Consider the following 24,925-nt stretch of genomic DNA (forward strand, 5'->3'; position numbering starts at 1 on the left):
CTCTTATGGAATTGCTCGCCCTCGGGCTGATCCTTGGGTTTATGTTGCTGCTGATCGCAGGCATTCCTGTTGGCATCGGGATTGCCGTGGCCGGTTTCATTTTTGGTTGGTTCGGCTTTGGCGAGTTCCTGTTCAACCTCGTGCCTTCGCGCATCTATGGTGTTGTTACAAAGTACGAGTTTGTCGCGATCCCACTCTTTGTTTTCATGGGCGTCATGCTGGAAAAGTCCCGCGTAGCCGAAGACATGCTTGAAGTCGTCGGGCGCCTTTCGGGCCGGCTTAATGGCGGTATGGCGATTGCGCTGATCATCGTCGGGATCCTTATGGGTGCCTCGACCGGTATCGTGGGCGCAACGGTCGCGACTTTGACCATGCTGACGCTGCCGGTTCTGCTACGCCGGGGATACGACCCGGGGCTTGCCTCCGGTGCAATCTGCGCTTCCGGGACATTGGGTCAGATCATTCCGCCGTCGCTGGTGCTGATACTGTTAGCCGATATCATGGGCGAAAGTGTCGGCACTCTTTTTGCGGCTGCGGTGATGCCGGGTCTGCTGCTGGCTGGGCTCTATATCGGTTTCATTATCGTCTACGGAAAAATCCGCCCCGACCTGATGCCGCCCATTCCCGAAAAAGAGCGTCAGGGCCTCAGTGGCTGGCCGCTCGCAAAGAAAGCCGTGTTGTCCCTGTCGCCTCCTTTGCTTCTGGTCGGAGGTGTGCTCGGGTCGATCATCGGCGGGATCGCCGCCCCGACTGAAGCCGCCAGCGTGGGGGCTGTTTTCTCGATCATCATCGCAGCGCTGTATGGGCGTTTGACGATCCCGATGATCTGGCAGGCGGCCCATGGGACGCTCCGTATTTCTGCGATGATTTTCTTCATCCTCGTGGCGGCCCAGGTCTTTGCCATCGCGTTCCGAGGGTTGCAGGGTGAGGACCTGGTCAAGGATATGTTGTACCTTCTTCCTGGCGGCGAGACCGGCGCACTGATCTTCCTGATGCTGCTGCTGTTTGTGCTGGGCTTTTTTCTCGAATGGATCGAGATCAGTTATATCGCCCTGCCTTTGCTGCTGCCATTCTTCATAGAGCAGGGAACTGACATGATCTGGCTGGCGGCACTGATTGCGTTGAACCTGCAAACCTCGTTCCTGACACCACCCTTTGGCTGGGCGCTGTTCTTTCTGAAAGGGTCTGCGCCGCCAAGTGTCACAGCAGGGGTGATCTACAAAGGCGTGATGCCGTTCATTGCCATTCAGGCCGTTGCGCTTTTGCTGTTGTTCAATGTTCCGGGAATTGCCACGTGGTTGCCAAAAGCCATTGGTTGGTAAGGGCATGGAGCTGTTCGCCACATATGCGCCCTTGGCCCTCGGTCTGGTGATGGCATCGGTTGTCGCCGGGCTTTTGGCAGGGTTTCTTGGGGTCGGTGGTGGGATTGTTCTGGTTCCGGTCATGGTCTGGATGTTCGGGTTCATCCAGTTTCCCGCTGAACTGGCAATGCATATGGCGGTGGCGACATCGCTTGCAACGATCATCTTTACTGCGGTGTCTTCTGCCCGCGCACATCACAGTAAAGGGTATGTCCTTGGTCCAATCCTGAAAAGCTGGGGGCCGTTTGTTGCGCTCAGCGCCTTGGCCGGAGGATTGTTGGCACGCTATATTGATCCCGATACGCTCACGCTGATTTTCGCAGTGGTTGCCGTGTTGGTGTCGATAAACTTTCTGCGCAGCTCGCCTTTGGTAATTGCGGATCAGTTGCCAACCCGGTTGTCCGCAAATGCAGCCATCGCCGGCGGGATAGGCCTGACCTCATCGTTGATGGGGATCGGTGGCGGCACGTTGGGGGTGCCGGTCCTAAGCGCCTATTCTGTTCCTGTCAAAAAGGCCGTGGGAACCTCGGCAGCGATGGGCCTTCTGATCGCGGGTCCAGCCGCCATCGGTTTCCTTGTCTCCGGCGCAGGCGTGGCGGGACGTCCGCCGTTTTCACTTGGATATGTAAGCGTACCGGCGGTCTTGTTGATCATCCCGATTACAATGTATCTGGCCCCCGTCGGTGCGCGACTGGCCCACAAGGTAGAGCCCGCCTGGGTCAAACGTGGTTTCGCGGCCTTTCTTGCGCTGACCGCCGCAAGGATGTTTGTTAGTGTTTTGTAGGTCATAGAAGGGACGCAGATGCTCAAGGGCGTTCACAGCCAGATGATTTCCGACATTCTGGAAGAAGAGATCCTGAAAGGTGAGTTGACACCCGGCACGCGATTGAGTGAGCAATCGATCGCTGCCCGTTTTGGCGTTTCGCGGACGCCGGTGCGTGAGGCTTTGCAAAACATCGCGTCCCGCTCGCTTGTGGAAAGGTTGCCGTACAAGGGCGTCATCGTGCGCGACCTGGATACCGATCGGATCGACATGATGTTCGAGGCCATGGCGGAGTTGGAGGCCCTTTGCGGAGGGCTGGCCGCAGAGCGCATTCGCGAAGACGAATTGAACCGCCTTGAACGCATGCATCTTCGCATGTCCGAAATGGCGGCGCAAAATGCCTCGCGCGACTACGAAGCAATCAATCTGGATTTTCATTCTTTGATATACAAAAGCTGCGGCAACGAAGACTTGTCTGCCATGGCGCATGACATGCGTATCAAACTGGCCCCGTTCCGCAAAACCCAGCTGTTTCGGGTTGAAAGACTACAGATGTCAAATCGCGAACATGCCGTCATTGTCCAACTTCTGGCAACGCGCAACAAGGCAGGTACCCAGGAAGCGCTTCGTCGGCATCTGGAGGGTGCGAAGCTGTCGTTTTCCAAAGCCCGATCCTGAGCATCTGTTGTGGCTTCGATTTGTATGATGGTGAGCTTGGCTTGTTCGCAATAGTGCCCATAGCGGTGGTTGTGCGTTGTGCGATTTTGATGCGAAGTGGGTCCGTTTTTCGGCGTATTGCGCAATATGCGAAGTTCGCCAGAACAACGATTGGGAACGCGTCGCACACTTTTTGAAACGGCGCAGATAAACACGCTCCTGGTATCAACGTTCACAGCGCCAGATGTCTGCATTGATGCATTCTCGCTCTATCGCAACAGGTGCTATGTCAGCAAAAGCGGTTCCTGCATAAGTCCGGAAAGAGAACATATTTGCCTTCTGAGCAGAGCGCAGAAAATGTCTGCGCGCCGCCCACGTTGTCGATCACGGTTCACTTCTCTAATCCATACTCCGGCCGCAAGTCCGCTCCACGCCAATGCTCATACGACCTACCGCCGGAATACACGCCGCAGTTCGCGATCAAGCCACTGTAAAACAACAGAAAATACACGTTCTCCCATCCTCTTCTGGGCACCAGGTTTCCCAAAATTCAACCGCGACGCCGACCGGCAACGCAACAAGCCGGGCAAAGTGCCCGGCGTGCTGAGAGACCAGAACAGGCTTGCGCCGTTTAGTCGGCGTCGCGTTGGGCGATCCAGTCGTGATCGGGATGGTTTTCGAACCGCCAGTTGCGGCGGGGGCCGGCCATGACGTTCAGGTAATACATCTCGTAGCCATAGGGCGCCGCGCAGGGGTGGTGGCCGCGGGGCACCAGCACCACGTCGTGGCTGTTGGGGCTGATTGTTTCGTCCAGGCTGCCATCATCGGTGAACACGCGCTGATGGCCGTACCCCTGATCGGGGTTCAGGCGGTGGTAATAGGTTTCCTCCAGATAGGTCATCCGGGGGAAGTCATCCTCGTCATGGCGGTGCGGAGGGTAGGACGACCAGTTGCCCTGAGGGGTGAAGACCTCGGTCACCAGCAGGCTGTCGGCGACGTCGCTTTCCTCCATCGCGATGGGGAAGATATAGCGGGTGTTGGCGCCCTTGCCGCGGGTCAGCTTTTCGGGCGTGGGCAGAACGCGGGCGGCGTGGCCGCCATGACCGGGCGCGGTGCAGACCGCAAGGGTGCAATCGGTGGTGGCGGTGGCCTGCCAGGTGGTGTCATTGGGCACATAGACCGAATGCGGCGGGATCTGTTCGAAAACGTTCATCCGCGCGCCCAGTTCGCCGAAATCCTGACCATCGGCGGTGACCTGCGCCTTGCCTTCGACCAGCACCAGGATCACCTCGGTCTGGGCCGTCGGTTCCGTCACTGTTTCACCGGCATTCAGCCGAAACAGGCCAAACCCGACATAGCCCCAATCGGGCGATTGCGGGCCGCGCGCGCTGGCCACGGTGATGTCGTGCACCTTGCCGGTAGTGCCGGTGGGTTTGCGCAGAAGATCAGTCATCTTTGTCTCCGTCATCGCCGGTTTTGGCGAGGAAAAATCCGTGAAACGCGACAGCCCCTGCCGCGAGGAACAGCATCCCCCAAAAGGGCGAGCCGCGCATGAATTCAAACAGCGTCCAGCCCGCGCAGGACGCCACGATCGCCACCCGCACCCAAAGCGGTCGCAGCCAAGGGTGCGAGGTGTCGAACATCAGACCAGCCCCGCCTTGACGGCCGCTGCGCGCAGGGTTTTCAGGCCCAGCGACTGGTATTCGAACGGGTTGCGCCGGGCGGGGTCCTGTTCGGCCTCGATCACCAGCCAGCCCTGGTATTCCGCGTCTTTCAACTGTGCCAAAAGCGGGTCAAACGCAACGCCACCCTCGGGGTCGCCGGGTACCGTGAAGACGCCGGCGCGCACGCCGTCCATAAAGGTCAGGCCTTCGCCGCGCACACGCTTCATCACGTCGGGCCGCACGTTCTTGGCATGGAAATGCGCCACGCGGTCGGCGTATTTGGCGAGAAAGGGCGCTGGGTCCTGACCGTTGCTGCCAAAATAATAATGGCCCGCGTCGAACAGCATTTTGGTGGCAGGCCCCGTGGCGGCCATAAACGCGTCAATCTCGGCGGGGGTTTCGACCACGGTGCCCATGTGATGGTGATAGGCCAGTGTGATGCCCTGCGCGGCGCAATACTGCGCAATCTCTTCTACATCTGCCCCGAACTTGGTCATTCCGGCCGCGTCCAGCACCGGTTTGTCGTTCACCGGCACGTCCAGCCCCTGAACCGAGTTCGAGGTTTCGGCGACGATGCACACAGCGCAATGGTTGTGCTTGAGCTTGTCCAGCGTCGGCTGGATATTGGCCTTTTCGGTTTCGACATCGTTGACCAGCAGGTTCAGCGAGTGCCAGCCCGAGATGTATTTCAGACCGTATTCGCCCAGAAAGGCGCGCAAAGCCTCGGGGTCATCCTGCGGCCAGCGATGGCCGTTTTCGATGCCGTCAAAGCCGATATCGCGCGCCTCGGACAGGATCTGTTCGGTGGGGATGTCGGCGCCCAGGGTTTGGTCGTCGTCATTGGCCCAGGCGATGGGGTTGGTTCCATAGAGGATCATGTTGGGTATCCCATTGGTATGTGCATCTGGTCTGGTCCGGCCGCGCCCGACCTTCCTCCCGGGGGTGGTAAACCACCCGGCGTCAGGCGCGGCCCATGTCGTATCAGTTCAGACGGGCCCGCAGCGCGGCCTCGTATCCTTTGCGGGCCTCGGTCACCTCGTCGCGGTCCGAGACTTCGGGCACCGCAACCTCCCACCACGTGCCACCATCGGGTGTCGATGGGTAGGGATCGGTGTCGATCACCACGACAAAGGGGCCATCGGCGTCGGCGGCGCGGGTCAGCGCCTCCTCCAGCTCGGCAATGGTCGAGACCTTGACCGCCGCCGCCCCCATCGATGCCGCGTGCGCGGCAAAGTCGATATTCGAGGGGTTCACGTGGTGGGCGTGGTCCAGCAGGTTGTTGAACTCGGCCCCGCCGGTGCCCATTTGCAGCCGGTTGATACAGCCAAAGCCGCGATTGTCGGTGATGACCATGGTGAACTTGATCCCCATCATCACCGCGGTGGCCAGTTCCGAGTTCGCCATCATGTACGAACCGTCGCCGATCATGCAGATCACGTCGCGGTCGGGCTGGGCCATCTTGATGCCCATGGCGCCGGCGATCTCGTACCCCATGCAGGAAAACCCGTATTCCATGTGATAGGCGCCGGGGCGCGGGGCTTTCCACAGCTTGTGCAGTTCACCGGGCATGGTGCCGGCGGCGCACATGACCACGGTGTCGGGGCCCGAGGCGCGTTGCACGGCGCCGATCACCTGTTGGTCGGTCGGAAGGGCGTTGCCTTCCTCAGGGGCGTCGGTCAGCGGGTCAACGGCGGCGAACCAATTGGTTTTCAACGCCCCAGAGGGCGCGGTAAAGCGCCGGTCGCCCAGCGCCTGCGTCAGTTCGCCCAGACCAACGCGCGCATCGGCCATCAGCGGCAGCGCGCCGTGTTTCATCGCGTCATAGGCGGCGGTGTTCAGGCTGATCAGCGTGCGGGCGGGGTTCTTGAACAGCGCCCACGAGCCGGTGGTGAAATCCTGAAACCGGGTGCCAACACCCAGCACCAGATCGGCGGTTTCGCAGACGGTGTTGGCGCTGGCCGCGCCGGTCACGCCAACGGGGCCCATGTTCAGCGGGTGATCCCAAGGCAGGGCAGATTTGCCCGCCTGCGTTTCGACCACGGGGATCTGGAACCGTTCGGCAAATTCCAGAAGCTCGGCGCAGGCATCCGAATAATGCACCCCGCCCCCGGCAACGATGACGGGGTTTTGCGCGGCCTCGATCGCGGCGGTCACACGGGCCAGTTCGCCGGTGTCGGGGCGCGGGCGGCGCTGGTGCCAGATGTTGGGTTCAAAGAAGCTGACAGGCCAGTCATAGCCTTCGGCCTGCACGTCCTGACAGAAGGCCAGCGTGACCGGGCCGCAATCGGCGGGGTCGGTCATGGTGGCAAAGGCGCGGGGCAGCGCGGTCAGCAGATGCTCGGGCCGGGTGATCCGGTCAAAATAGCGGCTGACCGGGCGGAAGCAATCATTGGCCGACACCGTGCCATCGCCAAAATCCTCGACCTGTTGCAGCACCGGATCGGGGCCGCGCGTGGCAAAGACATCGCCGGGGATAAACAGCACCGGAATGCGGTTCACATGGGCCAGCGCGGCGGCGGTGACCATGTTGGTGGCCCCCGGCCCGATGGACGAGGTCACGGCCATCGCGCGTTTGCGGCCCGACTGTTTGGCATAGGCAATCGCGGCATGGGCCATCGTCTGTTCGTTATGGCCGCGCCAAGTCTGAAAGCTGTCGCGGTGGGCGTACAGAGCCTCGCCCAGACCGGCGACGTTGCCGTGGCCAAAGATTGCCCAGCAGCCCGCCAGAAACGGCTCGCCATCCTCGTTCAGCTGCGCCGAGACATAGCGCACCAACGCCTGCGCGGCGGTCAGACGGATCGTGTTCATGCAACTTCTCCCTCGACGCGGGCGTTCGATACTGGTGCACGCGCGTTGTCCCAAGCCTGACACAGGCGGGCGAATTTTGCAGCCATATCCTGCACGGCATCCTCGGGGGCGATGTCGTCGGCCATAAAGGCCGCGGCAGCGTCGGCAAAGATGGTGCGACCCACGGCAAACCCTTTGACCAGCGGATAGCGCGCGGCCACGTCGAAACTTTTGATCAGCTTGGCCTCGGTCTCGCCCAGGCCCAGAATCACGATGCCGCGCGTGTTGGCGTCGTTGCGGGTGATCGCGTCGACCGTGGCGTCCCACGCGGCGGGCGTGGTCATCGGCTCCAGCTTCCACCAATCGGGGTAAACGCCCAGATCATAGAACCGCTGTATCACCTGCGCGGTGGTGTCATCGGCAACGGGGCCAACCTTGGAGGGGATAACCTCCAAGAGAAACTCCAACCGGTTGCGGCGGGCGGCGTGGAACAGGCGGGTGATCACCGCCTCTTGCTCGGCGCACATCGCGTCGCTGTCGTCGGGGTGGTAAAAGCACAGCACCTTGACCACATGTTCGGCGGGCCATTCGGACAGGCCACCGAAATCGGGGCCGATCTCGGGTTCCAGTGTCAGCGGGCGCGAGCCGGGCCATTCCACCGGGTGACCAATCCACAGCCCCTGCCCGGCTGCCTGATAGAGCGCGTCGCGGCCAAGGCGGCTGTCGCACAACAGGCCATAGCCCGGACGGCCCTGCGCCACTTGCGTGGTGGCCTGCAGGCACAGCTGTTTGAACGCGCCGATCTTGGCATCGGTGGCCCCGGCGATGTCTTCCATCTGAATGCGGTGGTCAAAGGCAAAGACCCGCATCGAGGACCAGTCGCCGGTACGGTTGGTGGACCAGTGCAACTGTTCCAGCTCGGCATCTTTGCGCAGCGCCTTTTCCTTGACACCGCGGTTCAGGAAAAACTGCAGCTCGGCCCAGCTGGGATAAGCGGGGGTGCAGCCGTGGCGGCTGACGGCGAAGGCGCCGCAGGCATTGGCATAGCCCAGCGCTGTCGGCCAGTCTTCGCCATCCAGCCAGCCCTTCAAAAGGCCCGACATGAACCCGTCGCCCGCGCCCAGCACGTTGAACACCTCGATCGGGAAACCGGGGCCGGTCTGGCCGCCATCCAGCGTATCGGGGATATCGCCGGTAAAGGCCGAGGCGCCCATCGGCCCGCGTTTGCAGACCAGCGTGGCGCCGGTCACCGCACGCACCGCGCGCAGGGCCGCGATGGTGTCGGTGGTGCCGCCGGCGATGTGAAACTCTTCCTCGGTGCCGACGATCAGGTCAAACAGGTGCAGGGTGGATTGCAGCTTGGCCGTAACCTTGTCGCTTTCGACAAACCGGCTTTCGCCGTCGCCATGGCCCGCCACGCCCCACAGGTTGGGGCGATAGTCGATGTCCAGCGCGGTTTGCGCGCCGGTTTCCCGCGCCAGGCGCAGGGCCTTGAGCGTTGCGGCCTCGACCTGCGGGTGGCTGAGATGGGTGCCCGTGGCCACCACCGCGCGCGATTGCGCGATAAAGTCGGGGTCGATGTCATCCTCGCACAGCGCCATGTCGGCACAGTTTTCGCGATAGAAGATCAGCGGAAACTGATCCTCGTCGCGGATCCCCAGCAACACCAGGGCGGTCAGCCGCTGGGGGTCTGTCTTGACGCCACGCACATCGACGCCTTCGCGCGCCAGCTGCTCGCGGATGAAGCGGCCCATATGCTCGTCCCCCACACGGGTGATCAGCGCCGATTTCATCCCCAGACGCGCGGTGCCTGCGGCCATGTTGGTGGGCGAGCCACCAAGGTATTTGTTGAAGGACGACATGTCCTCCAACCGGCCGCCAACCTGTGCGCCGTAAAGATCAACCGAAGAGCGGCCAATCGTGATGACGTCGAGTGGTTTCATACGGTGCCTCCGAGGCTTCCTTCGAGCTGCACCATTTCCTGGCCACCGGCCATCATGTCCTGCAACTCTTCATGCTTGATCTCGCCCCGCTTGGCGGTGCCCAGTGTTTTACCCCGATTCAGCACGGTAAACCGGTCGCCCACCGCCATTGCATGACGCACGTTGTGGGTGATGAACACAACCCCGATCCCCTGTTTGCGCACCTTGTCGATGGTGGCCAGAACATTGGCGGTCTGCCGCACGCCCAGCGCGCTGGTGGGTTCATCCAGGATCAGGATCTTGGCGCCGAAATAGACCGCGCGCGCAATCGCCACCGTTTGACGTTCGCCGCCCGACAATGTGCCCACCGCCTGATCGGGGCCACGCAGGTTGATGCCCATCTTGCGCATCTCTTCCATGGTCACGTCATTGGCCTGTTCGTGGTCAAAGAACGGGATACCCAGCGTTTTGCGTACCGGCTCGTTGCCCATGAAGAAGTTGCGGCTGACCGACATCAGCGGGATCATTGCAAGGTGCTGGTGCACCGTGGCAATGCCGGCATCCATCGCGTCGCGGGGGTTGGCAAAGTTCATCGGCTGGCCTTCGAAAAGGATCTCTCCGGCCGTTGGTTTATGCACGCCTGACATCGTTTTGATGAAGGTCGACTTGCCTGCGCCATTGTCGCCCAGAAGGCAGTGACATTCGCCGGCAAAGACATCCACCGAAACCCCGGCCAAGGCGATAACGCTGCCGAAATGTTTCTGAATGTCGCGCATTTCGATGATGGGATTCATGTCACTTCTCCCCGGTGATGATGCGGCGGATATAGGTGTTCAGGATCACGGCACCCAAAAGGATGACACCCAAAAACACCCGGAAGAGCGAGCTTTCGACCCCGGCAAAGAACAGCCCCTGCTGAACCACACCGAAGATCAGCGCGCCCAGGGCCGCCCCGATGACCGAGCCATAGCCCCCCGTCAGCAACGCGCCGCCGATGACCACGGCGATGATCGCCTCGAACTCTTTCAACAGGCCGCGGTCAGCACCGGCCGAGCCGAACTCCATCACCTGGCAGGTGGCAAAAACCGTGGCGCAGAAGGCGGTGAACATGAACATCAGAATCTTCACGCGCGCCACGGGCACGCCCGAGTTGCGCGCTGCCTCGGCATCACCGCCAGCGGCGTAGATCCAGTTGCCGAACCGGGTTTTGGTCAGCAGGACATGGCCAAACACCACCAGCAACAGCGCCCAGACAATCAACATTGGCAGGCCATCAACCACCGGTTGCCCGGCGCGGGTGCCGCGTTCGAACGTGTCGACGATGCCGATCTCGCCGAACCAGTTGAACAGGCCCGGAAACAGCTTGCCGCCAAAGACCGGCGCCAGCCAGTCGCCCTCGGCCACGTCCTTGATGCCGCCGATGATGGTTTTGCGCTCGATCGTTTGCGGGAAATAGATGGTGAAGCCGCGCAGGATGAACAAAAAGGCCAGCGTCACGATAAAGCTGGGCAGCCCGGTGCGGATCACGATGAACCCGTTTACCGCGCCCAGCGCGATGCAGATGGCAAAGGTGATCAGGATCGACATCCAGACCGGCCAGCCCAGCGTGACGCTGAAAATGGCGATCATCATGCCGGCAAAGCCGATCATCGAGCCGACAGACAAGTCAAACTCGCCCGCGATCATCAGCAGGCAGGCGCCCACGGCGATGATCATGAATTGAGCCGAAACCTGGCTCCAGTTCATGATGCCTTGGCTGTTGAACATGCCGCTGTCGAAGGCGAACAGCATAAAGAAGGTGAAGACGGCGATGGTACCGACGATCCCACCCAGCTCGGGCCGGATCATCGCTTCGCGCAGGCGCGAGCGTTGCTTGATGCGCTCGTCGGCCATTGCGGCGGTGGGTTGTGTCTCAGACATTGGACGATGGGCTCCGATGGTCAGAAAAGGGGCGGCCAAAGCCCTCAAAGCACTGGCCGCCCCGGCTGATTTGGATGGTTCAGCGATACTCGCCGGCGAAGGCTTCAACTTTTTCCAGCCCGTCCGCGGTCACGAAACCGGGGCCCGAGTTGATGTTGTTGCCGGGAAGAACGCCATAGCGATGGTAGTTAGTCAGAACCACCACGGGGAGGTAAGCCTGAAGGAACGGCTGCTGGTCGATGCCCCAGTTGATGACACCGGCCTTGATGCCTTTGACAATCTCGTCGCCCAGGTCGAACGTGCCGAAATAGATGTCACCGGCCATGCCGTTTTCATCCAGCGCCAGCAGGGTCGGGTCTGCCGAGGTCGGGCCCAGCGTCAGAACCGCGTCGGTGTTCGGGTTGGCCGACAGATAGGCCTGAACCTTGTTCTTGATCTCGGCCGGGTCCTGGCCACTGTCGATCATCTGGTTGCCCAGATCGATACCCAGACCATCGGCGAAACCCTGGCAACGCTGGGTCGACGAGGGCGAGTTGATGTAGTGGTTCACGCAGAGGAACGAGCCAACGCCGTCGCCCTTGGCACGCAGACCAGCGGCATAACCGGCGTCATATTCCGGCTGACCCACATACATCAGCGCGCCCACTTCGCGGGCCTGATCGGGGGTGCCCGAGTTCATGATGATCACGTCAACGCCCGAGGCGACTGCATCCTTGATCGGACCCGACAGAACGTCATAGTCAGCCAGCGTGGTGATGATGCCGTTGGGGCCCGACGCAGCGGCCTGTTCGATGATCCGGGCCATGTCGGCAAGGTCACCGGTGGGCGGGTTGCGATACTCTACCTCTACACCCATCTGGTCGCCTGCCAGGGCAATACCGTTCTTGATGGTGTTCCACCAGCTGTCGCTGTCAGGGGCGTGGCTGACCAGAATGTATTTCTGGCTCGCGTGCCCATCGGCCAGCGCCATGAAGGGCGCAGCAACCATCGCTGTGGCCAGCGCCAGTTTCTTCATCAATGCGTTCATAGTTTGAATTCCTCCCTAAGTCCTCAAACTGCCCATGGGGGCAGCGCACGGGTGCGGAATCACCGCCGCCCGCTACGGATGGAATATTCATTCCAAATAGAATGGAAAGCAAGTGGAAAATTCTATAATTTTTCGTCGCGGGCCGCGCCAACTGCCACAGCGAGCGTAATCGCAAGGGAAAGCGTGGCAGAAAGCGCGCGGAAGGCACCGAAATCAACCTCGGACACCGACAACGGCAATACGCCGGGGGCATGCAGGGGGCTCATCACCGTATCGGTAATGGCCACCACGGGATGACCGCGCGCAACGCTGTCTAATGCAAGATCAACGGTTTCCTGGCTGTAGGGTGCAAAGGTTATGGCCAGAATCGCATCGCCTTCGGTGATGGCATTGCGATGGTCCAGCTTGCCCATCCCGTCATGCAACATCGCCGGGATTTCCATTTTTTCGAAGGCATATGTCAGATAGGTGGCCACCGGAAATGCCCGACGCAGACCCACCACATGGATCAATCGTGCCTTGGCCAACGTGGCAACGGATTCGTCCAAAACGCGCGAATCCACTGTATGTAAAAGGTTTTCCAGCGACGTTCGGCCGGCATCCACGAACTCGGCCAACAAGGCCGAGGGGCTGCCCGCCCCACGTTCACGCAGGTTTAGCAGACGGGTCGAGTAATCCGGCAGACCCGGCGCGAACTCGGTCCGGAACAGGCGCTGCATCTCTGAAAACCCGGCGAATCCCATGACCTGACAGAACCGCATGATCGCCGAAGGCTGCACGCCCGCGCCTTCCGCCAACTCGGCAACGGTAGACACCGCGATGCGATCCGCGTTGGCCGCAATGTATTCCGCGCATTGTTTCATACGCTTGGGCAGATCGGTCGAGACCTCCTGAAGCCGGTGGTGAAAACCCTCGATGCTGGTTGGCGCGGGGCGGCTGTTCATGGGTGTCTCCTAATTCGGGTTGACAGAATTCCTGCGAGATAGGATAGGCGAGATGGAATAAAAGTTCCAAGAACAATCTTGCAGAAGATTCGGAGGGCTCGCATGGGCAATCTTTTGAATGTCGGTTTGATCGGGACCGGTTTCATGGGCAAGACCCACGCGCTTGCGTGGCGGAATGTCAAGGCCGTCATGGGTGTCGGGCAGGAAATTTCCCTGCACACCTTATGCGACATGCCCGAGGAAAAAGCCCGCGCAACGGCGGTGCAGTTTGGCTTTGCCAATGCCACCGCGGATTGGCGTGCAATGATCAGCGATCCGGCGATTGACGTGGTGTCGATCACCACGCCTAACCAGATGCACCGGGACATGGCCCTTGCCGCTATCGAAGCTGGCAAACATGTGTGGTGCGAGAAGCCGATGGCGCTGACGCTGGACGAGGCCCGGATGATGGAGGCCGCCGCCAAGGCGCGCGGGGTGACCACGATGGTGGGCTATAACTACATCCACAACCCGGCCTTTCGGCACGCCCAACGCCTGATCGCCGATGACGTGATCGGCCGCGTGGTGCATTTCCGCGGCTGGGTTGACGAAGATTATCAGGCCGATCCCGACCTGCCCTGGACCTGGCGCGCGCGGATTGCCGATGCGGGGCTGGGCACGCTGGGTGATCTGGGGTGCCATCTGATCTCGATGGCCTATGGCCTGTGCGGACCCATCGACAGCCTTGTCGCAGACATGCAAACGGTCCATGAAACCCGGCCCCTGCCCGACGGCACCGGGCGTGGCGCGGTCGAGAACGAGGATACCGCCACCGCTCTGGTGCGGTTTGCCAACGGCGTCCATGGCTCTGTTGCTTCGTCGCGCAGCGCGTGGGGACGCAAGAACAAGCTGGCGTGGGAGGTACACGGCACCAAGGGCATGATCTGTTTCGAGCAGGAGCGAATGAACGAATTGCAGCTTTACACCAACGAGGGCCCAAAAGCTCAGCAGGGGTTCCGCACCATTCTGACCGGGCCGGAACACGCCCCGTTCGGCAATTTCTGCCCGGCGCCGGGACATCAGTTGGGATTTGGTGACCTGAAGATCATCGAGGCCGCAGCCCTGCTGGACGGCATCGCATCTGGCACCCCCCCTTATCCCGATTTCACAGCGGCCTTGGAGTTTGAAAAAGTCATCCACGCCATGGCACAATCCGCCCGTGACGGGCGTCGCGTTTTCCTTCAGGAGGTCTGACATGTCTCACATTGCTCTGCTGGGCGCCGGCCGTATCGGCCAGGTCCACGCCCGCGCCATTGCCCGCACGCCGGGTGCGACACTGGTGGCGGTTGCCGATGCCTTTCCCGCTGCGGCCACGAAGCTGGCGCAGGATTACGGGGCCGAGGTGCGCGATATCGACCAGATCGCGGCGTCGGACGATGTGGATGCCGTGGTGATCTGCACGCCCACCGACACACATGCCGATCTGATCGAGCAGTTTGCCCGCGCCGGCAAGGCGGTGTTCTGTGAAAAGCCGGTGGATTTGTCCCTGCAACGGGTCAAGGACTGCCTGAACGTGGTGCAGGAAACCGGCGCGGCGCTGATGATCGGGTTCAATCGGCGGTTTGACCCGCATTTCGTCGCGCTGAAGGCAGCCATCGACGACGGTCGCATTGGCGCGGTGGAACAGGTAACCATCACCAGCCGCGACCCCGGCCTGCCGCCGGCGGAATACGTCAAGGTCTCGGGCGGGATCTTCCGCGACATGACGATCCACGATTTCGATATGGCCCGGTTCCTGCTGGACGAGGATATCGCCAGCGTCTTTGCCACCGGCGCGGTTCTGGTGGATCCGGCGATGCGCGATCTGGGCGATTACGACACCGCCACCGTGGTGCTGACCACCGTCAGCGGCAAACAGGCCACCATTTTGAACTCGCGCCGCGCGGCCTATGGCTATGATCAGCGGATCGAGGTGCACGGTGCCGACGGCATGGTGCAGGCCGAGAATCAGCGCCCGGCGGATATCGAGATCGCCACCAGCGCCGGGTACACCAAGCCGCCGCTGCATGATTTCTTCATGACCCGCTATACCACCGCGTACGAGGCCGAATTGTCGGCGTTTCTGGCGGCGCTGGCCACCGGTGGAGCTTTTTCGCCCAGCGGCCAGGACGGGTTGGAGGCGCTGAAACTGGCAGAGGCCGCTTTGACCTCGGCCCAGACCGGGCAGGTTGTCACGCTGTAGCAGTTTCGGCGAAATGGTCGGCCAGGTGATGTTTGCCAACGGCCTTGCCGACCATGTCCATGCCAAACGCCGTTAGAAAGAACTGCGCCGGGCCATGGATATGGCGCGGCGTAACCCAAGGCAGGACACGCAGAACCAAGCGGCGGATCCAATCCGGCAGCATGGTGATGCGGGCTGGCTTGCCAACCGCTTCAAACGCCATCTGCGCCAGCTCTTTGTGGGTCAGAATGTCGGGCCCGCCGACATCCATGGTGCGGCGCCCCGCAATCGCGGCATCGGCGACTGCCCGAGCCAGGTCAGCGCCATGGATCGGATTCAATCGTTTCTGCCCGTCGCCAAAGAGCCAAACACGCCCGGATTCGGCCATTCTAAGGAAATCGGACATGTCCGAAAAATAGCCGGATGGCGAAACCACGGTCGCCTGGATCGGTGCGGCGTTCAACAGATCTACAAAGGCTTGCTTGGCTTGCGTCAGCGGCACATGCACCATCTTTTCAGCGCCCAGAACATGCACATAAGCAAAGCGGGGCACGCCATCAGCAATGGCCTGATTCAAAAGGTTCGCGTTGGCCTGAAAGTCCACATCCATATAGCCAAGCCCGTCCTTTTGCCGCGTGATGCCAAGGCTGGACACCACAAGGTCAACGCCTTGCATGGCCCCTTTCAATGTTGCGGGGTCGGTCGCTTGGGCTTCGATCAGGTCTTTGGCACCCAATCCTTCAATCCGGGCGCTTTGGGCGCTGCGCACCAACGCGCGGACGTGCCATCCCCGAGACAGGAATTCGGCCACAAGATAGCGGCCCAAATAGCCGGTGGCCCCGGCGACAAATACGGTTTTTGCAGTTTTTTCCATGGCGTTTACCAAGCTTGAATTTGACGATGGGTTTAATGACCCGTTGGTCATTAAAATGGTGTCAAACGACGTTCCGTCAAGAAGCGGCAAAGAAATTTCGGTTAGTGCGGGCGCGAATTCTTGTCTGCCGGTTCGGCATCAAGAATTATCGGAACCTGCTCGTCCGATGGACCAACCTCGTCCGCGTCGGCTTCTACTGGTTCAGCGTCCACCGGTTCGGCGTCAGCTTCTTCGATTTCTGCGAGATCCGATGCGGGCGGCTCTCCCACGATTAGCGGCAGCATCTGCGCCGATTGCGGCAGGGCGATGTTGGATTCGGGCGGTGTCTTCCACGTGAGCGTGTCAAAGCTGTCGCATGTTGAACAAACCGGTGCCCAAGCGCCGTGCACGGCCCCGCAATTGTCGCAGACCCATTGCGGGCCGCGCGGCGCGGTCACCGCGGCGGTCAGCCAGGCGCGCACCACACGATCCTCGGCCCCTTGTCCGCGTTCCACCGCAGCCATCAGTGCCAGTACGCGCGAAGTGGGATCGGTTTCGGCCAGATCGCCCAGTGCTTTGCGCGCTGCGGGGAAGTCTTCGGCGGCCACGTACAGCTCGGCCAAAAGCATGCGTGTTTCGGGATGCCCCTCGTGCTGGGCGGTCAGCGGTTTGAACCGGACCAGACGCTGTTCAGGCGTTTCATCAGGCACAATCTCGGCAAAAGCGGCGGCCAGATCCGGATGCGGCTGCACCTCCCACGCCTTTTTGACCAGTCGCGTGGCATAGCGCGGCTTGCCGTTCTCGATATACCCACGTGCGGCCATCACGGCGGCGGGGATCAGATCCGGCGACAGGCGGTTTGCCTCGATCGCGGTTTCCCGCGCCTCGATGGACTCGCCCTCGGCCAGAACATCGCGCGCCTCGGACAGGGCCAGAACAGCGTTGCGACGTTTATGCACATCACGCGGCAAGTGGCCGTGGCGCAGCTTGGCGTCCAGCGTCTTGCGCGCGGCCTTCCAGTCGGCATTGCCGGCTTGCAGTTTCAACAAAACATCCTGCGTTTCCGCGTGGGCAGGTTTCAGGGCAAATGCCTTTTCCGCCAGTTTTAGCGCCGTCTCTGTGTCACCATCCGACAGCTTTTGCTTCATGATCCCGCGCACGCCGACGAACCGGGTGCGGTCATCGGCAAGCAGACGCTTGTATGTCTCTAATGCCTTGGTGCGATCCCCGGAAATCTCGGCCGCCTGAGCGATCAGAAGGTTGGTCAGCTCGGGCCGGCGCAGCAACCGTTCGGCACGCGCGGCCTTAACAATGGCTTCGCGCCCGTCACCAGATGCCAGCGCGATCATTCCGTCAGCCAGCGCCTTGAATCCACGTTGTTCACGATTGCGGTTGCCGTGAATAAGCCGGTTCAACGCGGTATCGTCCCCGGCGACGAATTTTGGCAAGGCCGCCAACAGGGCCGCCAGCAGCCCGGCCAAACGCAGCAGCAGCCAAACAGCAGCCAAAGCCAACAATCCGGCGATAATCGCCTGCATGGGGCCAAGGGTCACTTCCCAACCGGCGACAACGATGCGCAGGCCCTCTTTGGCCTCCATAAGGAAGCCAGCGCCCATCGCGATGACGGCAACGAGGGCAACAAAGATCAGGATCTTGGCAAGGGTCCAGAGCATGTTCAGCCCCCTTAATTCTGCGCCAGGGCGTCGCCCAGCGCTGTCACGGCATTCAGGGCGTTGCGGCGCTGGTTAACCAGTCGCTTCCAAGGCTGCATTGCGTCCTGACCCTCTTGTGGAAGGGCCTTCAGCTCGGTCAGGGCAAGGCTCAGATCACCTGCGCGCACCGCGCCCTCGGCCCGGGACAGGATGGCATCCGGGCTGTCCCCCTCACGCGGGACGGTTGAACGCACGCCAACCTGCGTCTGCAAAAAGGCGCCAAACCGGTTCGCCGCGTTGCCACCGGCCAGAACACGGCGCGACTCGGCCAAGGCCTCACGGGCCGGGTCGGCGAAGGCTTCAACAAGTTCGGGCATCGTTGGCACGCCCTTGGCGGCAAGGTTCTGCAAAGGCTTTGGAACGTCGACGATCGTGATCGCCGCAACGGCGTCGGCAAAGGGTGCGCCGCTGTCCATGGCCGCGCGGATCTGCATCAGACCGGCACGCGATTCCAACTTGGCCGCGTTCGCATTGGCGGCCTTGACGCGTGCGGCTGCCTGGTCGGCCTGCTGCGAGAATGCAATGGCCGAGCTTTCGGCCTCGTTCTGCATGGCCTGTACCTGATTGCGCAGGCGGGCCAACTCGTTCTCGTAGGCAGTCACCGCGCCGGACAGGTCGGCCGTTTCTGCAACCGGGCGTTTTTCAAGGGCAGAAACACGACCCTCCAGCCCGTCAAGCGCGACAGCCATGTTGGTAGTTGCGGACGTGATGTCCTTCAACTGTGCGCTGACGTCCTGATTGACTTCTTGCAGCTGTGTAGCCAAGGCATCCAAGGCCGCGCTGGAGACTTCGTTGTCACCCGGCGCAGCGGACAGGGCGGCCAGCTGTTGTGTCATTTCGGCAAGGCGGGTGTCCTGGGCGGCCAGTTTTTCGGCCAGTCCATTGTCAGCATCGCCACCCGACAGGTTCAACGGGCCCAGATACTGCGCACCGGCAAACCCGATCCCTGCGGCCAGAACGCCACCAAGAACAGTTCCAAGAAAACCACCGCGGCGGCGCGGCGCAACGGGCTCTGCCGTGGCAACCGGTTCTGTCGGTGCGGCATCCTCGGTCACGTCTGCGTCATCACGGTCTTGCGCTGGCTCTTGCGGCTCTGACTCGTCGACTTCAACCGCACCTTCAGCCCGCCCGTCGGCTTCAGCCGATTCGACACCTGTTTCGGCCTCGGAATCGAGGATTTCCGGCGTTTCCTCGGGGTTTTCCTTGGGATTTGTGTCTGCCGTCACCGCAACCAACCTTTCAACTGCGCGAAATCTGCGTCGGCACGACCTTAACTTTTGCCCGGACCCGCCTCAAGTCGCTGCACTGCGACAATAGCGTCCGCAACGCCGCGGTGCATGGCCGCGCCATCGGGCGACTCTGCGATCAGAGTCAGGCGCGGCGACGGTCCAGACCACGCATCGGCGACGCCCTGACTGATCGCGACAAGGGCGGGAGCAATTGGCATGGCTGGCAGCTGATCGCCCAGGCTGCGTGCGGCAAAACGCGAAAACAGGGGCATGATGACCGGAAACGGCTTTTGCAGGATTTCGTGCGCTTTCAGGCTCAATTCACGCGGAATCTGGGCGTAAACGACGGTTTCATCGCAGGCAATTCCGGCGGCGGAAAGATGCTTTGCGATGGCTCCGGTGCTGTGCTGACCGCGCAAATGAAGCAAGGGTTTCCCGGGCGGATGGTTGCGCATTTTGGCGACAAGATGGGCCGCGGTCGGCGCGGTTCCCAACACCTCGATCCCGGATCGTGTCGCAAAGCGCGCTGTCTCGGCCCCGATGCAGTAGGCGGAGTTCCGCCGCCCCACAAAAACCTCCTGCGCACGCTGCACTGCGGCACGCGACGCGAGGATCAACAGACCGTCGGCGGGCAGGTGGGCCGCCGCGCTGATGGAGCGAATGCCAACCACCGGCGACACGATGACCTGCACCCCGCCCATATCCGCAAACCCGGCAGCGAAGCGCCGGGCGCCGTCTGCGGGGCGGGTGATAAGAAGCGTGATGGTCAAGGCAAAGGCCCTTTCGTGGCGGATTGCAACGGCCTGCCCCCGGTGTTACCCCGAGGAGAAGGGGCGCGCAACGGCGGGGCAATGAGCAGCAGCACAACCATTCTAGGGCTGGAAAGCAGTTGTGACGACACGGCCGCGGCCGTGTTGCAGATAACAGACGGCGCCGCATCGGTGTTGTCATCTGTGGTGGCTGACCAGGCGGCGCTGCACGCAGCGTTTGGAGGCGTTGTGCCGGAAATCGCGGCCCGCGCCCATGCGGAAAAGCTGGATATCTGCGCGCGCGAGGCGCTTCTTCAGGCCGGAACCGGCCTTCATCAGCTTAACGCGGTGGCGGTGACTGCCGGGCCGGGCCTGATCGGCGGAGTCATGTCGGGGGTGATGTTTGCCAAGGGTCTGGCGGCAGGGGCGGAATTGCCCTTGGTCGGTGTGAACCATCTGGCCGGGCATGCCCTGACACCGCGACTGACCGACGGGTTGGCTTTTCCCTATCTTATGCTGCTGGTCTCTGGTGGGCATTGTCAGTTTCTGCTGGTTGAAGGGTTCGACAACTTCACCCGGCTTGGCGGAACCATCGACGATGCCCCGGGTGAGGCCTTTGACAAGGTGGCGCGCCTTTTGGCGTTGCCCCAACCGGGCGGGCCTGCGGTTGAGGCCGAGGCGGCGCAGGGTGATCCGGCGCGCTTTCGGTTTCCCCGGCCGCTGATGGACCGTCCCGGTTGCGACATGTCCTTTTCGGGGCTCAAGACCGCTGTGCTGCGTGCACGCGACGAGGTTATGCAGGGCGGCAAGCTGCGTGCCTCGGATCGCGCTGATCTGTGCGCCGGGTTTCAAGCGGCGATGACCGATGTGCTGGTGAAGAAATCCGCAAGGGCGCTGGATAAGGTAGCCGGCGAAGGCATTACCGCTCTGGCGGTTGCTGGCGGTGTGGCCGCGAATACGCCCATTCGCGCCGGGTTAGAGACGATCTGTACAGATCGCGGCCTGCGATTTGTGGCGCCACCGCTTGCCCTGTGTACCGACAACGCCGCGATGATTGCGTGGGCCGGGTATGAAAGGTTCAAGGCCGGATTGCGGGATGACATGACGCTTGCCGCGCGGCCTCGATGGCCGCTGGACCAGACCAGCCCGGCAATGCTGGGGTCTGGCAAGAAGGGTGCGAAGGCGTGAGCCGGATAGCCGTCATAGGCGCGGGCGCCTTTGGGGGCGCTTTAGCCTGCGCGCTTGCACGTGGTGGGCGCATGGTGTCCCTGCATGGGCGCGACGTCGAGGCGATAGCGGCAACACGGAACGTGCCACGACTGCCGGGGATCACCTTGCCGGATGCCGTCGAAGTTGCCCCGCTGGAAGCGGTTCAGGCCGATACCGTGTTGTGGGCCGTACCGACGCAAGCGCTGACCTTTGCCACGAAAGATGCACCTGGCAGTGTTCGCAATGCGCGCCACGTTGCTTGTTGCAAAGGGATCGAAATCGCCACCGGACGTGGGCCAACTTCGATGCTGTCAGAGGCTTTTTCCGGCGAAACAGTCTCTGTTCTGACCGGTCCCAGCTTTGCCGTGGATATTGCCGCGGGGCTGCCGACGGCGTTGACATTGGCATGTGCGGATCGCACCGCCGGACAGACGTTGCAGGCTGAATTGTCGACCGACACGTTGCGCCTTTACCTGACCGATGATGTAACCGGGGCCGAATTGGGTGGGGCGTTGAAGAATGTCATTGCCATCGCCGCGGGCATTGCCATGGGTGCAGGGCTGGGCCCGTCCGCCCGTGCGGCCGTGGTGACCCGAGGCTTTGCCGAGATAACCCGTATGGCGACGCATCGCGGCGCGCGGCCCGAGACCTTGACGGGGCTTTCCGGGCTGGGGGATCTTGTGCTGACCTGCACGTCAGATCAATCGCGTAATTACCGCTTTGGTCTGGCCCTTGGGCGCGGCGAGACGTTCGATCACTCCATCACCGTCGAGGGCGCCGCCACCGCGCTGGCGCTGACCAAGATTGCCAAGGATACGGGCACAGACATGCCCATCACCCTGATGATCGCCGCTATACTGGCTGGCGACTGCTCGATCCAACAGGCCATGCAAGCGTTGCTGGCCCGTCCATTGAAGGAGGAATGAATGCCCCTGTTTGCTGTGATCTGCAAAGACAAGCCCGGCCACCTTGAGGTGCGCAAAGCCAATCGTGATGACCACGTGGCCTACCTGAAATCGACTCCGGTTGTTCTGGCCGGTCCGTTTCTGGACGAAAGCGGAGGCATGAACGGCTCGCTTGTTGTAATCGAACAGCCTGACATGGCCGCCGCCGAAGCCTGGGCCGCAAATGACCCCTACAAGTTGGCCGATCTGTTTGAAAACGTCACTATTTCGGCCTGGAACCGGGTTTTGGGCTGATGGCATATTGGCTTTTCAAATCAGAACCAAACACCTGGAGCTGGGATGACCAGGTGGCCAAGGGCGATGCGGGTGAGGAATGGGACGGCGTGCGCAACTATCAGGCGCGCAACAATATGCGCGAGATGAAGCTGGGCGATCGCGGGTTCTTTTATCACTCGATGAAAGAGAAGGCGATCGTTGGGGTTGTCGAGGTTTGCGCCGAGATCCACCCCGACAGCACCACCGACGATCCGCGTTGGGAATGCGTGGATATCAAGGCGATTGGGCCGGTGAAAACGCCTGTTACGCTGGACATGTGCAAGACCGAACCCGCGCTGGCGGACATGGTTCTGGTGAATAACACGCGCCTTTCCGTGCAACCGGTCCGCGATGCCGAATGGCAACGCATTTGCCGGATGGCAGGGATAGACCCCTAGCCGGATTCCCCGATACCCGGCATAGTTGCGGCACAGAAAAACCATGGGAGAGGAAACATGGAAATTGTATCTGTGATCGTAGCAGCAATCGCGGCTTATGCCTTTGGATCGGTTTGGTACATGGTACTGGCCAAACCGTGGATGGCAGCAGCCGGTCTGGAGGCGGACGAAAACGGCCGTCCAGCCAATGGCGCAGGCGCGGCCGTGTTCGTTGCGGCGTTTATTTCAACCGTCGTTGTGGCCGGTATGATGCGGCATATCTTTGCACTTGCGGGGATCGACGGTGCCGTGAAGGGCCTGATCGCCGGATTGGGCCTGGGTCTGTTCATCGTCGTGCCTTGGATTGCAACCAACTATGGTTTTTCGGGACGCCCACGCAATCTGCTGCTGATCGATGGCGGCTATGCCACCATCGGCTGCGCGGTCATCGGGCTGGTTCTGGCATTGTTTTGAAAAAACGAGGGGCTTCGAACCGGTCGAAGCCCCTCACCACCCTACGTGGTTGCACCACTCACGTAGCTCAATTGGGCCTGACCGTCCTAGTCTGACCTTTAGAGGCTACGCTTTGCCCGGACATTCGGCAAATTCTAAATAGGAACAATCTGCCCTAAATCCGGCGGTTTATCAGCCGTAAACGGCCTCTTTGCCGAAGTGCTTGGTCAGCATGTAATAGACAACGGCGCGATACTTGTTGCGCTCGGAACGACCATAGGTCTCGATCACCGAATTGATGGCTTCCATCAGTTCCGGACCATCGGACAGACCCAGTTTCTTGATCAGGAAATTGTCTTTGACGGTCTCCAGCTCGGATTCCTGCGTGGCGGCAACGGTAGAAGCGTCGGCGTTATAGATTGCCGGGCCGCACCCGATGGTAACCTTGGTTAGCAGGTCCATATCCGGTGTCATGCCGCATTTGCTTTTCAAATCATCCGCGTACTGCGCGATCAGGTCGTCACGTTTGCCCATTTTCACTCTCCCTAAATGGTCATTTTCCCTCGTCTTTCGGCAACGTTAAGGGAAAACCGCCGCGCCACAAATGAAAAAAACCGCCCCACGTTCCCCGCAACGGGCCGAACTGGGTTGGTCCGTTTTCGGATCGCAGTGGTCCGGTATTGGCGCGTTGTTTTGGCCGGGCAAACGCCCAGGTGAGGTGCAGGACAAAAAATTGGAGCCAAACATGAGGTATTATTTCGATTCCCGGTCAGGCAGCTGCCGGCGGGTCAGCGCAGTGGCCAAGCATCTGGGCATCGACGTCGAATGGGTTTCGGTGGACCTGCTGGCGCAGGAATCGCACACGCCCGAGATGCTGAAACTGAACCCCAACGGCAAGCTGCCGGTGCTGGTGGATGGCGATCTGGTCTTGTGGGAGGCCGCGGCCATCATGATCTACTTGTGCGACAAGGCCGGCGACACGACGCTGTGGCCCGAAGGTGAGGCACGGCATCATGTGACAAAGTGGATGTTCTGGGCGGCCGAGCATTTTCGGCAGTCCGCGCCGGTATATTTCGAAGAAAACTTTGTGACCAAGCTGACCGGCGCCGCGCCCGATACCACGCGAGTTGCTTATGCCGAGGCGGAGTTGCGCCGATTTGCGGCCATTCTGGACGCGCATCTGGCCGAAAACCAATTTGCCGCTGGCGACGCACCCACGCTGGCCGATTTCGACCTGGCCGCACCGCTGAGCCAGATGCCCCGGTCATTTGTGCCCTATGACGACTATCCCAACATCATGGATTGGTATCTGCGTTTGGGCGCGGCGATTCCGGCGTGGGCAGAAACCGGTGCTGAACTGGATCGCCGCCTAAATCAGCTGGTTTGATCAAAGAATGGGCGCTGGCTATACAGGCTGTGCCCATTTTGCCGGAAAGTCCTTAAAACCTTAACTTAAAAGCCCCCTCTCCGCCTTATTTGGACCCGATTTGCCCAGCAAAACTTGACGCGACGTTAACACCACCGTTCAACCATTCGGGTCACAAGACATGACATCCAACCAGGAAATTTTTAAGGAGCGATTGCAGCGTATCGAGCAGATGCGCGGACCGCTGGGCACGGCATCGCCGACGGCCACGGCCGCACCGGCTGCCGACGTTGTGAAAGAACGCAAGCCAAGTTCAATGAAGGCCTTGATCACGGTCACCGGGGTTGTATTTGCCTTGGCTGTTGGGCTGGTGGCATTTGTCACCACCGTCCCGCCAGAAAAGCTGAAAAGCGTTCTTGCGCCGGGCGACGACACAGCCACTGCCATCGCCGTCGGCCCTTCGGCCTGATAGAAAAAGCCCGGGCTTGACTGGCCCGGGCTTTTCTTTTGTC

General features: G+C 61.2%; 26 protein-coding genes. 12 read left to right on the forward strand and 14 right to left on the reverse strand.

Annotated elements, in window-relative coordinates; translation table 11 throughout:
* Positions 1–5 precede the first annotated feature (5 nt).
* From ACMU_RS01450 to ACMU_RS01460, 3 genes are read left to right on the forward strand one after another with little or no spacing between them, the layout of a single operon-like run.
* The gene (locus ACMU_RS01450) at positions 6–1,322 is read left to right on the forward strand and encodes a TRAP transporter large permease (protein WP_201769856.1); all 1,317 of its coding nucleotides are present in this window, start codon (positions 6–8) and stop codon (positions 1,320–1,322) included.
* Positions 1,323–1,326: 4 nt separating this feature from the next.
* Positions 1,327–2,145 carry a sulfite exporter TauE/SafE family protein gene (locus ACMU_RS01455; RefSeq protein ID WP_035255446.1) on the forward strand — a complete coding sequence of 273 codons (819 nt, stop codon included), beginning with the start codon at positions 1,327–1,329 and terminating at the stop codon, positions 2,143–2,145.
* Positions 2,146–2,163: 18 nt separating this feature from the next.
* Positions 2,164–2,802 (forward strand): GntR family transcriptional regulator, encoded by a 639-nt coding sequence (locus ACMU_RS01460; protein WP_051587780.1) that lies wholly within the window; start codon positions 2,164–2,166, stop codon positions 2,800–2,802.
* 610 nt (positions 2,803–3,412) lie between these two features.
* On the opposite strand, the gene iolB is transcribed toward ACMU_RS01460, so the two are convergent.
* From iolB to ACMU_RS01505, 9 genes are all read right to left on the reverse strand, one after another.
* A complete protein-coding gene (gene iolB / locus ACMU_RS01465) occupies positions 3,413–4,234 on the reverse strand; it encodes a 5-deoxy-glucuronate isomerase (RefSeq protein WP_035255448.1) in 822 nt (273 codons plus the stop codon).
* Positions 4,227–4,424, reverse strand: a complete 198-nt coding sequence (locus ACMU_RS01470) for a hypothetical protein (protein WP_035255449.1) — start codon at positions 4,422–4,424, stop codon at positions 4,227–4,229. The genes iolB and ACMU_RS01470 overlap by 8 nt, the downstream gene beginning before the upstream one ends.
* Positions 4,424–5,323, reverse strand: a complete 900-nt coding sequence (gene iolE / locus ACMU_RS01475; RefSeq protein ID WP_035255450.1) for a myo-inosose-2 dehydratase — start codon at positions 5,321–5,323, stop codon at positions 4,424–4,426. Before iolE ends, ACMU_RS01470 begins: the two co-directional genes overlap by 1 nt.
* A gap of 103 nt (positions 5,324–5,426) precedes the next feature.
* Positions 5,427–7,253 (reverse strand): 3D-(3,5/4)-trihydroxycyclohexane-1,2-dione acylhydrolase (decyclizing), encoded by a 1,827-nt coding sequence (gene iolD, locus ACMU_RS01480; RefSeq protein ID WP_035255452.1) that lies wholly within the window; start codon positions 7,251–7,253, stop codon positions 5,427–5,429.
* On the reverse strand, positions 7,250–9,175 hold the full coding sequence (locus tag ACMU_RS01485) for a bifunctional 5-dehydro-2-deoxygluconokinase/5-dehydro-2-deoxyphosphogluconate aldolase (protein WP_035255455.1): 1,926 nt from the start codon (positions 9,173–9,175) through the stop codon (positions 7,250–7,252). Before ACMU_RS01485 ends, iolD begins: the two co-directional genes overlap by 4 nt.
* Positions 9,172–9,948, reverse strand: a complete 777-nt coding sequence (locus ACMU_RS01490) for an ATP-binding cassette domain-containing protein (protein ID WP_035255457.1) — start codon at positions 9,946–9,948, stop codon at positions 9,172–9,174. Before ACMU_RS01490 ends, ACMU_RS01485 begins: the two co-directional genes overlap by 4 nt.
* A gap of 1 nt (position 9,949) precedes the next feature.
* Positions 9,950–11,074, reverse strand: a complete 1,125-nt coding sequence (locus tag ACMU_RS01495; protein WP_035255459.1) for an ABC transporter permease — start codon at positions 11,072–11,074, stop codon at positions 9,950–9,952.
* Between the two features lie 79 nt (positions 11,075–11,153).
* Positions 11,154–12,101, reverse strand: coding sequence for a sugar ABC transporter substrate-binding protein (locus ACMU_RS01500; protein ID WP_035255460.1), 948 nt, complete (start codon positions 12,099–12,101; stop codon positions 11,154–11,156).
* Positions 12,102–12,223: 122 nt separating this feature from the next.
* Positions 12,224–13,045, reverse strand: a complete 822-nt coding sequence (locus tag ACMU_RS01505; protein WP_035255461.1) for a MurR/RpiR family transcriptional regulator — start codon at positions 13,043–13,045, stop codon at positions 12,224–12,226.
* A gap of 102 nt (positions 13,046–13,147) precedes the next feature.
* Between ACMU_RS01505 and ACMU_RS01510 the strand changes: the two genes are divergently transcribed.
* Positions 13,148–14,278, forward strand: a complete 1,131-nt coding sequence (locus tag ACMU_RS01510; RefSeq protein WP_035255462.1) for a Gfo/Idh/MocA family protein — start codon at positions 13,148–13,150, stop codon at positions 14,276–14,278.
* A gap of 1 nt (position 14,279) precedes the next feature.
* Positions 14,280–15,266, forward strand: a complete 987-nt coding sequence (gene iolG, locus ACMU_RS01515) for an inositol 2-dehydrogenase (RefSeq protein WP_035255463.1) — start codon at positions 14,280–14,282, stop codon at positions 15,264–15,266.
* Here iolG and ACMU_RS01520 read toward each other — a convergent pair.
* The 4 genes from ACMU_RS01520 to ACMU_RS01535 all read right to left on the reverse strand — a co-directional run bounded on the left by ACMU_RS01520 (position 15,256) and on the right by ACMU_RS01535 (position 19,809).
* Complete coding sequence (locus ACMU_RS01520) at positions 15,256–16,119, reverse strand: SDR family oxidoreductase (RefSeq protein ID WP_035255465.1); 864 nt, start codon at positions 16,117–16,119, stop codon at positions 15,256–15,258. The two genes, iolG and ACMU_RS01520, sit on opposite strands and share 11 nt — an antisense overlap.
* A gap of 101 nt (positions 16,120–16,220) precedes the next feature.
* On the reverse strand, positions 16,221–17,771 hold the full coding sequence (locus ACMU_RS01525; protein WP_035255467.1) for a heme biosynthesis protein HemY: 1,551 nt from the start codon (positions 17,769–17,771) through the stop codon (positions 16,221–16,223).
* An 11-nt stretch (positions 17,772–17,782) separates the two neighbouring features.
* Positions 17,783–19,036 carry a COG4223 family protein gene (locus ACMU_RS01530; RefSeq protein ID WP_152544474.1) on the reverse strand — a complete coding sequence of 418 codons (1,254 nt, stop codon included), beginning with the start codon at positions 19,034–19,036 and terminating at the stop codon, positions 17,783–17,785.
* Positions 19,037–19,080: 44 nt separating this feature from the next.
* Positions 19,081–19,809 (reverse strand): uroporphyrinogen-III synthase, encoded by a 729-nt coding sequence (locus ACMU_RS01535; RefSeq protein ID WP_051587782.1) that lies wholly within the window; start codon positions 19,807–19,809, stop codon positions 19,081–19,083.
* An 81-nt stretch (positions 19,810–19,890) separates the two neighbouring features.
* Between ACMU_RS01535 and tsaD the strand changes: the two genes are divergently transcribed.
* Genes tsaD through ACMU_RS01560 form a run of 5 tightly spaced genes read left to right on the forward strand, consistent with a single transcriptional unit; the run spans position 19,891 to position 23,068 of the window.
* Complete coding sequence (gene tsaD / locus ACMU_RS01540) at positions 19,891–20,976, forward strand: tRNA (adenosine(37)-N6)-threonylcarbamoyltransferase complex transferase subunit TsaD (RefSeq protein WP_035255469.1); 1,086 nt, start codon at positions 19,891–19,893, stop codon at positions 20,974–20,976.
* Positions 20,973–21,923, forward strand: a complete 951-nt coding sequence (locus ACMU_RS01545) for an NAD(P)H-dependent glycerol-3-phosphate dehydrogenase (protein WP_236626164.1) — start codon at positions 20,973–20,975, stop codon at positions 21,921–21,923. Before tsaD ends, ACMU_RS01545 begins: the two co-directional genes overlap by 4 nt.
* On the forward strand, positions 21,924–22,196 hold the full coding sequence (locus ACMU_RS01550; RefSeq protein WP_035255471.1) for a YciI family protein: 273 nt from the start codon (positions 21,924–21,926) through the stop codon (positions 22,194–22,196). It abuts the gene before it with no gap.
* Entirely contained in the window at positions 22,196–22,615 is a 420-nt protein-coding gene (locus ACMU_RS01555; protein ID WP_035255472.1) for an EVE domain-containing protein, read from the forward strand. Before ACMU_RS01550 ends, ACMU_RS01555 begins: the two co-directional genes overlap by 1 nt.
* 57 nt (positions 22,616–22,672) lie before the next feature.
* Positions 22,673–23,068, forward strand: coding sequence for a DUF1761 domain-containing protein (locus ACMU_RS01560; protein WP_035255474.1), 396 nt, complete (start codon positions 22,673–22,675; stop codon positions 23,066–23,068).
* A gap of 171 nt (positions 23,069–23,239) precedes the next feature.
* Here ACMU_RS01560 and ACMU_RS01565 read toward each other — a convergent pair whose 3' ends face one another.
* Positions 23,240–23,581, reverse strand: a complete 342-nt coding sequence (locus ACMU_RS01565; RefSeq protein ID WP_035255476.1) for a DUF2853 family protein — start codon at positions 23,579–23,581, stop codon at positions 23,240–23,242.
* Positions 23,582–23,792: 211 nt separating this feature from the next.
* Here ACMU_RS01565 and ACMU_RS01570 point away from each other — a divergent pair, with 211 nt between their 5' ends.
* Complete coding sequence (locus ACMU_RS01570; protein WP_035256047.1) at positions 23,793–24,434, forward strand: glutathione S-transferase family protein; 642 nt, start codon at positions 23,793–23,795, stop codon at positions 24,432–24,434.
* A 211-nt stretch (positions 24,435–24,645) separates the two neighbouring features.
* Positions 24,646–24,882, forward strand: a complete 237-nt coding sequence (locus ACMU_RS01575; protein WP_152544475.1) for a hypothetical protein — start codon at positions 24,646–24,648, stop codon at positions 24,880–24,882.
* The last annotated feature ends 43 nt before the right edge of the window (positions 24,883–24,925 follow it).

It is taken from the genome of Actibacterium mucosum KCTC 23349, from assembly GCF_000647975.1.
GTDB lineage: Bacteria > Pseudomonadota > Alphaproteobacteria > Rhodobacterales > Rhodobacteraceae > Actibacterium > Actibacterium mucosum.

Excerpts from the sequence above, each read along its gene's own strand:
- ACMU_RS01450 (WP_201769856.1), top strand. The coding sequence starts at position 6 with ATGGAATTGCTCGCCCTCGGGCTGATCCTTGGGTTTATGTTGCTGCTG.
- ACMU_RS01560 (WP_035255474.1), top strand. The coding sequence starts at position 22,673 with ATGGAAATTGTATCTGTGATCGTAGCAGCAATCGCGGCTTATGCCTTT.
- ACMU_RS01485 (WP_035255455.1), bottom strand. The coding sequence starts at position 9,175 with ATGAAACCACTCGACGTCATCACGATTGGCCGCTCTTCGGTTGATCTT.
- ACMU_RS01455 (WP_035255446.1), top strand. The coding sequence starts at position 1,327 with ATGGAGCTGTTCGCCACATATGCGCCCTTGGCCCTCGGTCTGGTGATG.
- ACMU_RS01565 (WP_035255476.1), bottom strand. The coding sequence starts at position 23,581 with ATGGGCAAACGTGACGACCTGATCGCGCAGTACGCGGATGATTTGAAA.
- ACMU_RS01555 (WP_035255472.1), top strand. The coding sequence starts at position 22,196 with ATGGCATATTGGCTTTTCAAATCAGAACCAAACACCTGGAGCTGGGAT.
- ACMU_RS01570 (WP_035256047.1), top strand. The coding sequence starts at position 23,793 with ATGAGGTATTATTTCGATTCCCGGTCAGGCAGCTGCCGGCGGGTCAGC.
- ACMU_RS01460 (WP_051587780.1), top strand. The coding sequence starts at position 2,164 with ATGCTCAAGGGCGTTCACAGCCAGATGATTTCCGACATTCTGGAAGAA.
- ACMU_RS01550 (WP_035255471.1), top strand. The coding sequence starts at position 21,924 with ATGCCCCTGTTTGCTGTGATCTGCAAAGACAAGCCCGGCCACCTTGAG.
- ACMU_RS01505 (WP_035255461.1), bottom strand. The coding sequence starts at position 13,045 with ATGAACAGCCGCCCCGCGCCAACCAGCATCGAGGGTTTTCACCACCGG.
- ACMU_RS01470 (WP_035255449.1), bottom strand. The coding sequence starts at position 4,424 with ATGTTCGACACCTCGCACCCTTGGCTGCGACCGCTTTGGGTGCGGGTG.
- ACMU_RS01510 (WP_035255462.1), top strand. The coding sequence starts at position 13,148 with ATGGGCAATCTTTTGAATGTCGGTTTGATCGGGACCGGTTTCATGGGC.
- ACMU_RS01500 (WP_035255460.1), bottom strand. The coding sequence starts at position 12,101 with ATGAACGCATTGATGAAGAAACTGGCGCTGGCCACAGCGATGGTTGCT.
- tsaD (WP_035255469.1), top strand. The coding sequence starts at position 19,891 with ATGAGCAGCAGCACAACCATTCTAGGGCTGGAAAGCAGTTGTGACGAC.
- ACMU_RS01495 (WP_035255459.1), bottom strand. The coding sequence starts at position 11,074 with ATGTCTGAGACACAACCCACCGCCGCAATGGCCGACGAGCGCATCAAG.
- ACMU_RS01520 (WP_035255465.1), bottom strand. The coding sequence starts at position 16,119 with ATGGAAAAAACTGCAAAAACCGTATTTGTCGCCGGGGCCACCGGCTAT.
- iolG (WP_035255463.1), top strand. The coding sequence starts at position 14,280 with ATGTCTCACATTGCTCTGCTGGGCGCCGGCCGTATCGGCCAGGTCCAC.
- ACMU_RS01525 (WP_035255467.1), bottom strand. The coding sequence starts at position 17,771 with ATGCTCTGGACCCTTGCCAAGATCCTGATCTTTGTTGCCCTCGTTGCC.
- iolE (WP_035255450.1), bottom strand. The coding sequence starts at position 5,323 with ATGATCCTCTATGGAACCAACCCCATCGCCTGGGCCAATGACGACGAC.
- ACMU_RS01575 (WP_152544475.1), top strand. The coding sequence starts at position 24,646 with ATGCGCGGACCGCTGGGCACGGCATCGCCGACGGCCACGGCCGCACCG.
- ACMU_RS01490 (WP_035255457.1), bottom strand. The coding sequence starts at position 9,948 with ATGAATCCCATCATCGAAATGCGCGACATTCAGAAACATTTCGGCAGC.
- iolB (WP_035255448.1), bottom strand. The coding sequence starts at position 4,234 with ATGACTGATCTTCTGCGCAAACCCACCGGCACTACCGGCAAGGTGCAC.
- iolD (WP_035255452.1), bottom strand. The coding sequence starts at position 7,253 with ATGAACACGATCCGTCTGACCGCCGCGCAGGCGTTGGTGCGCTATGTC.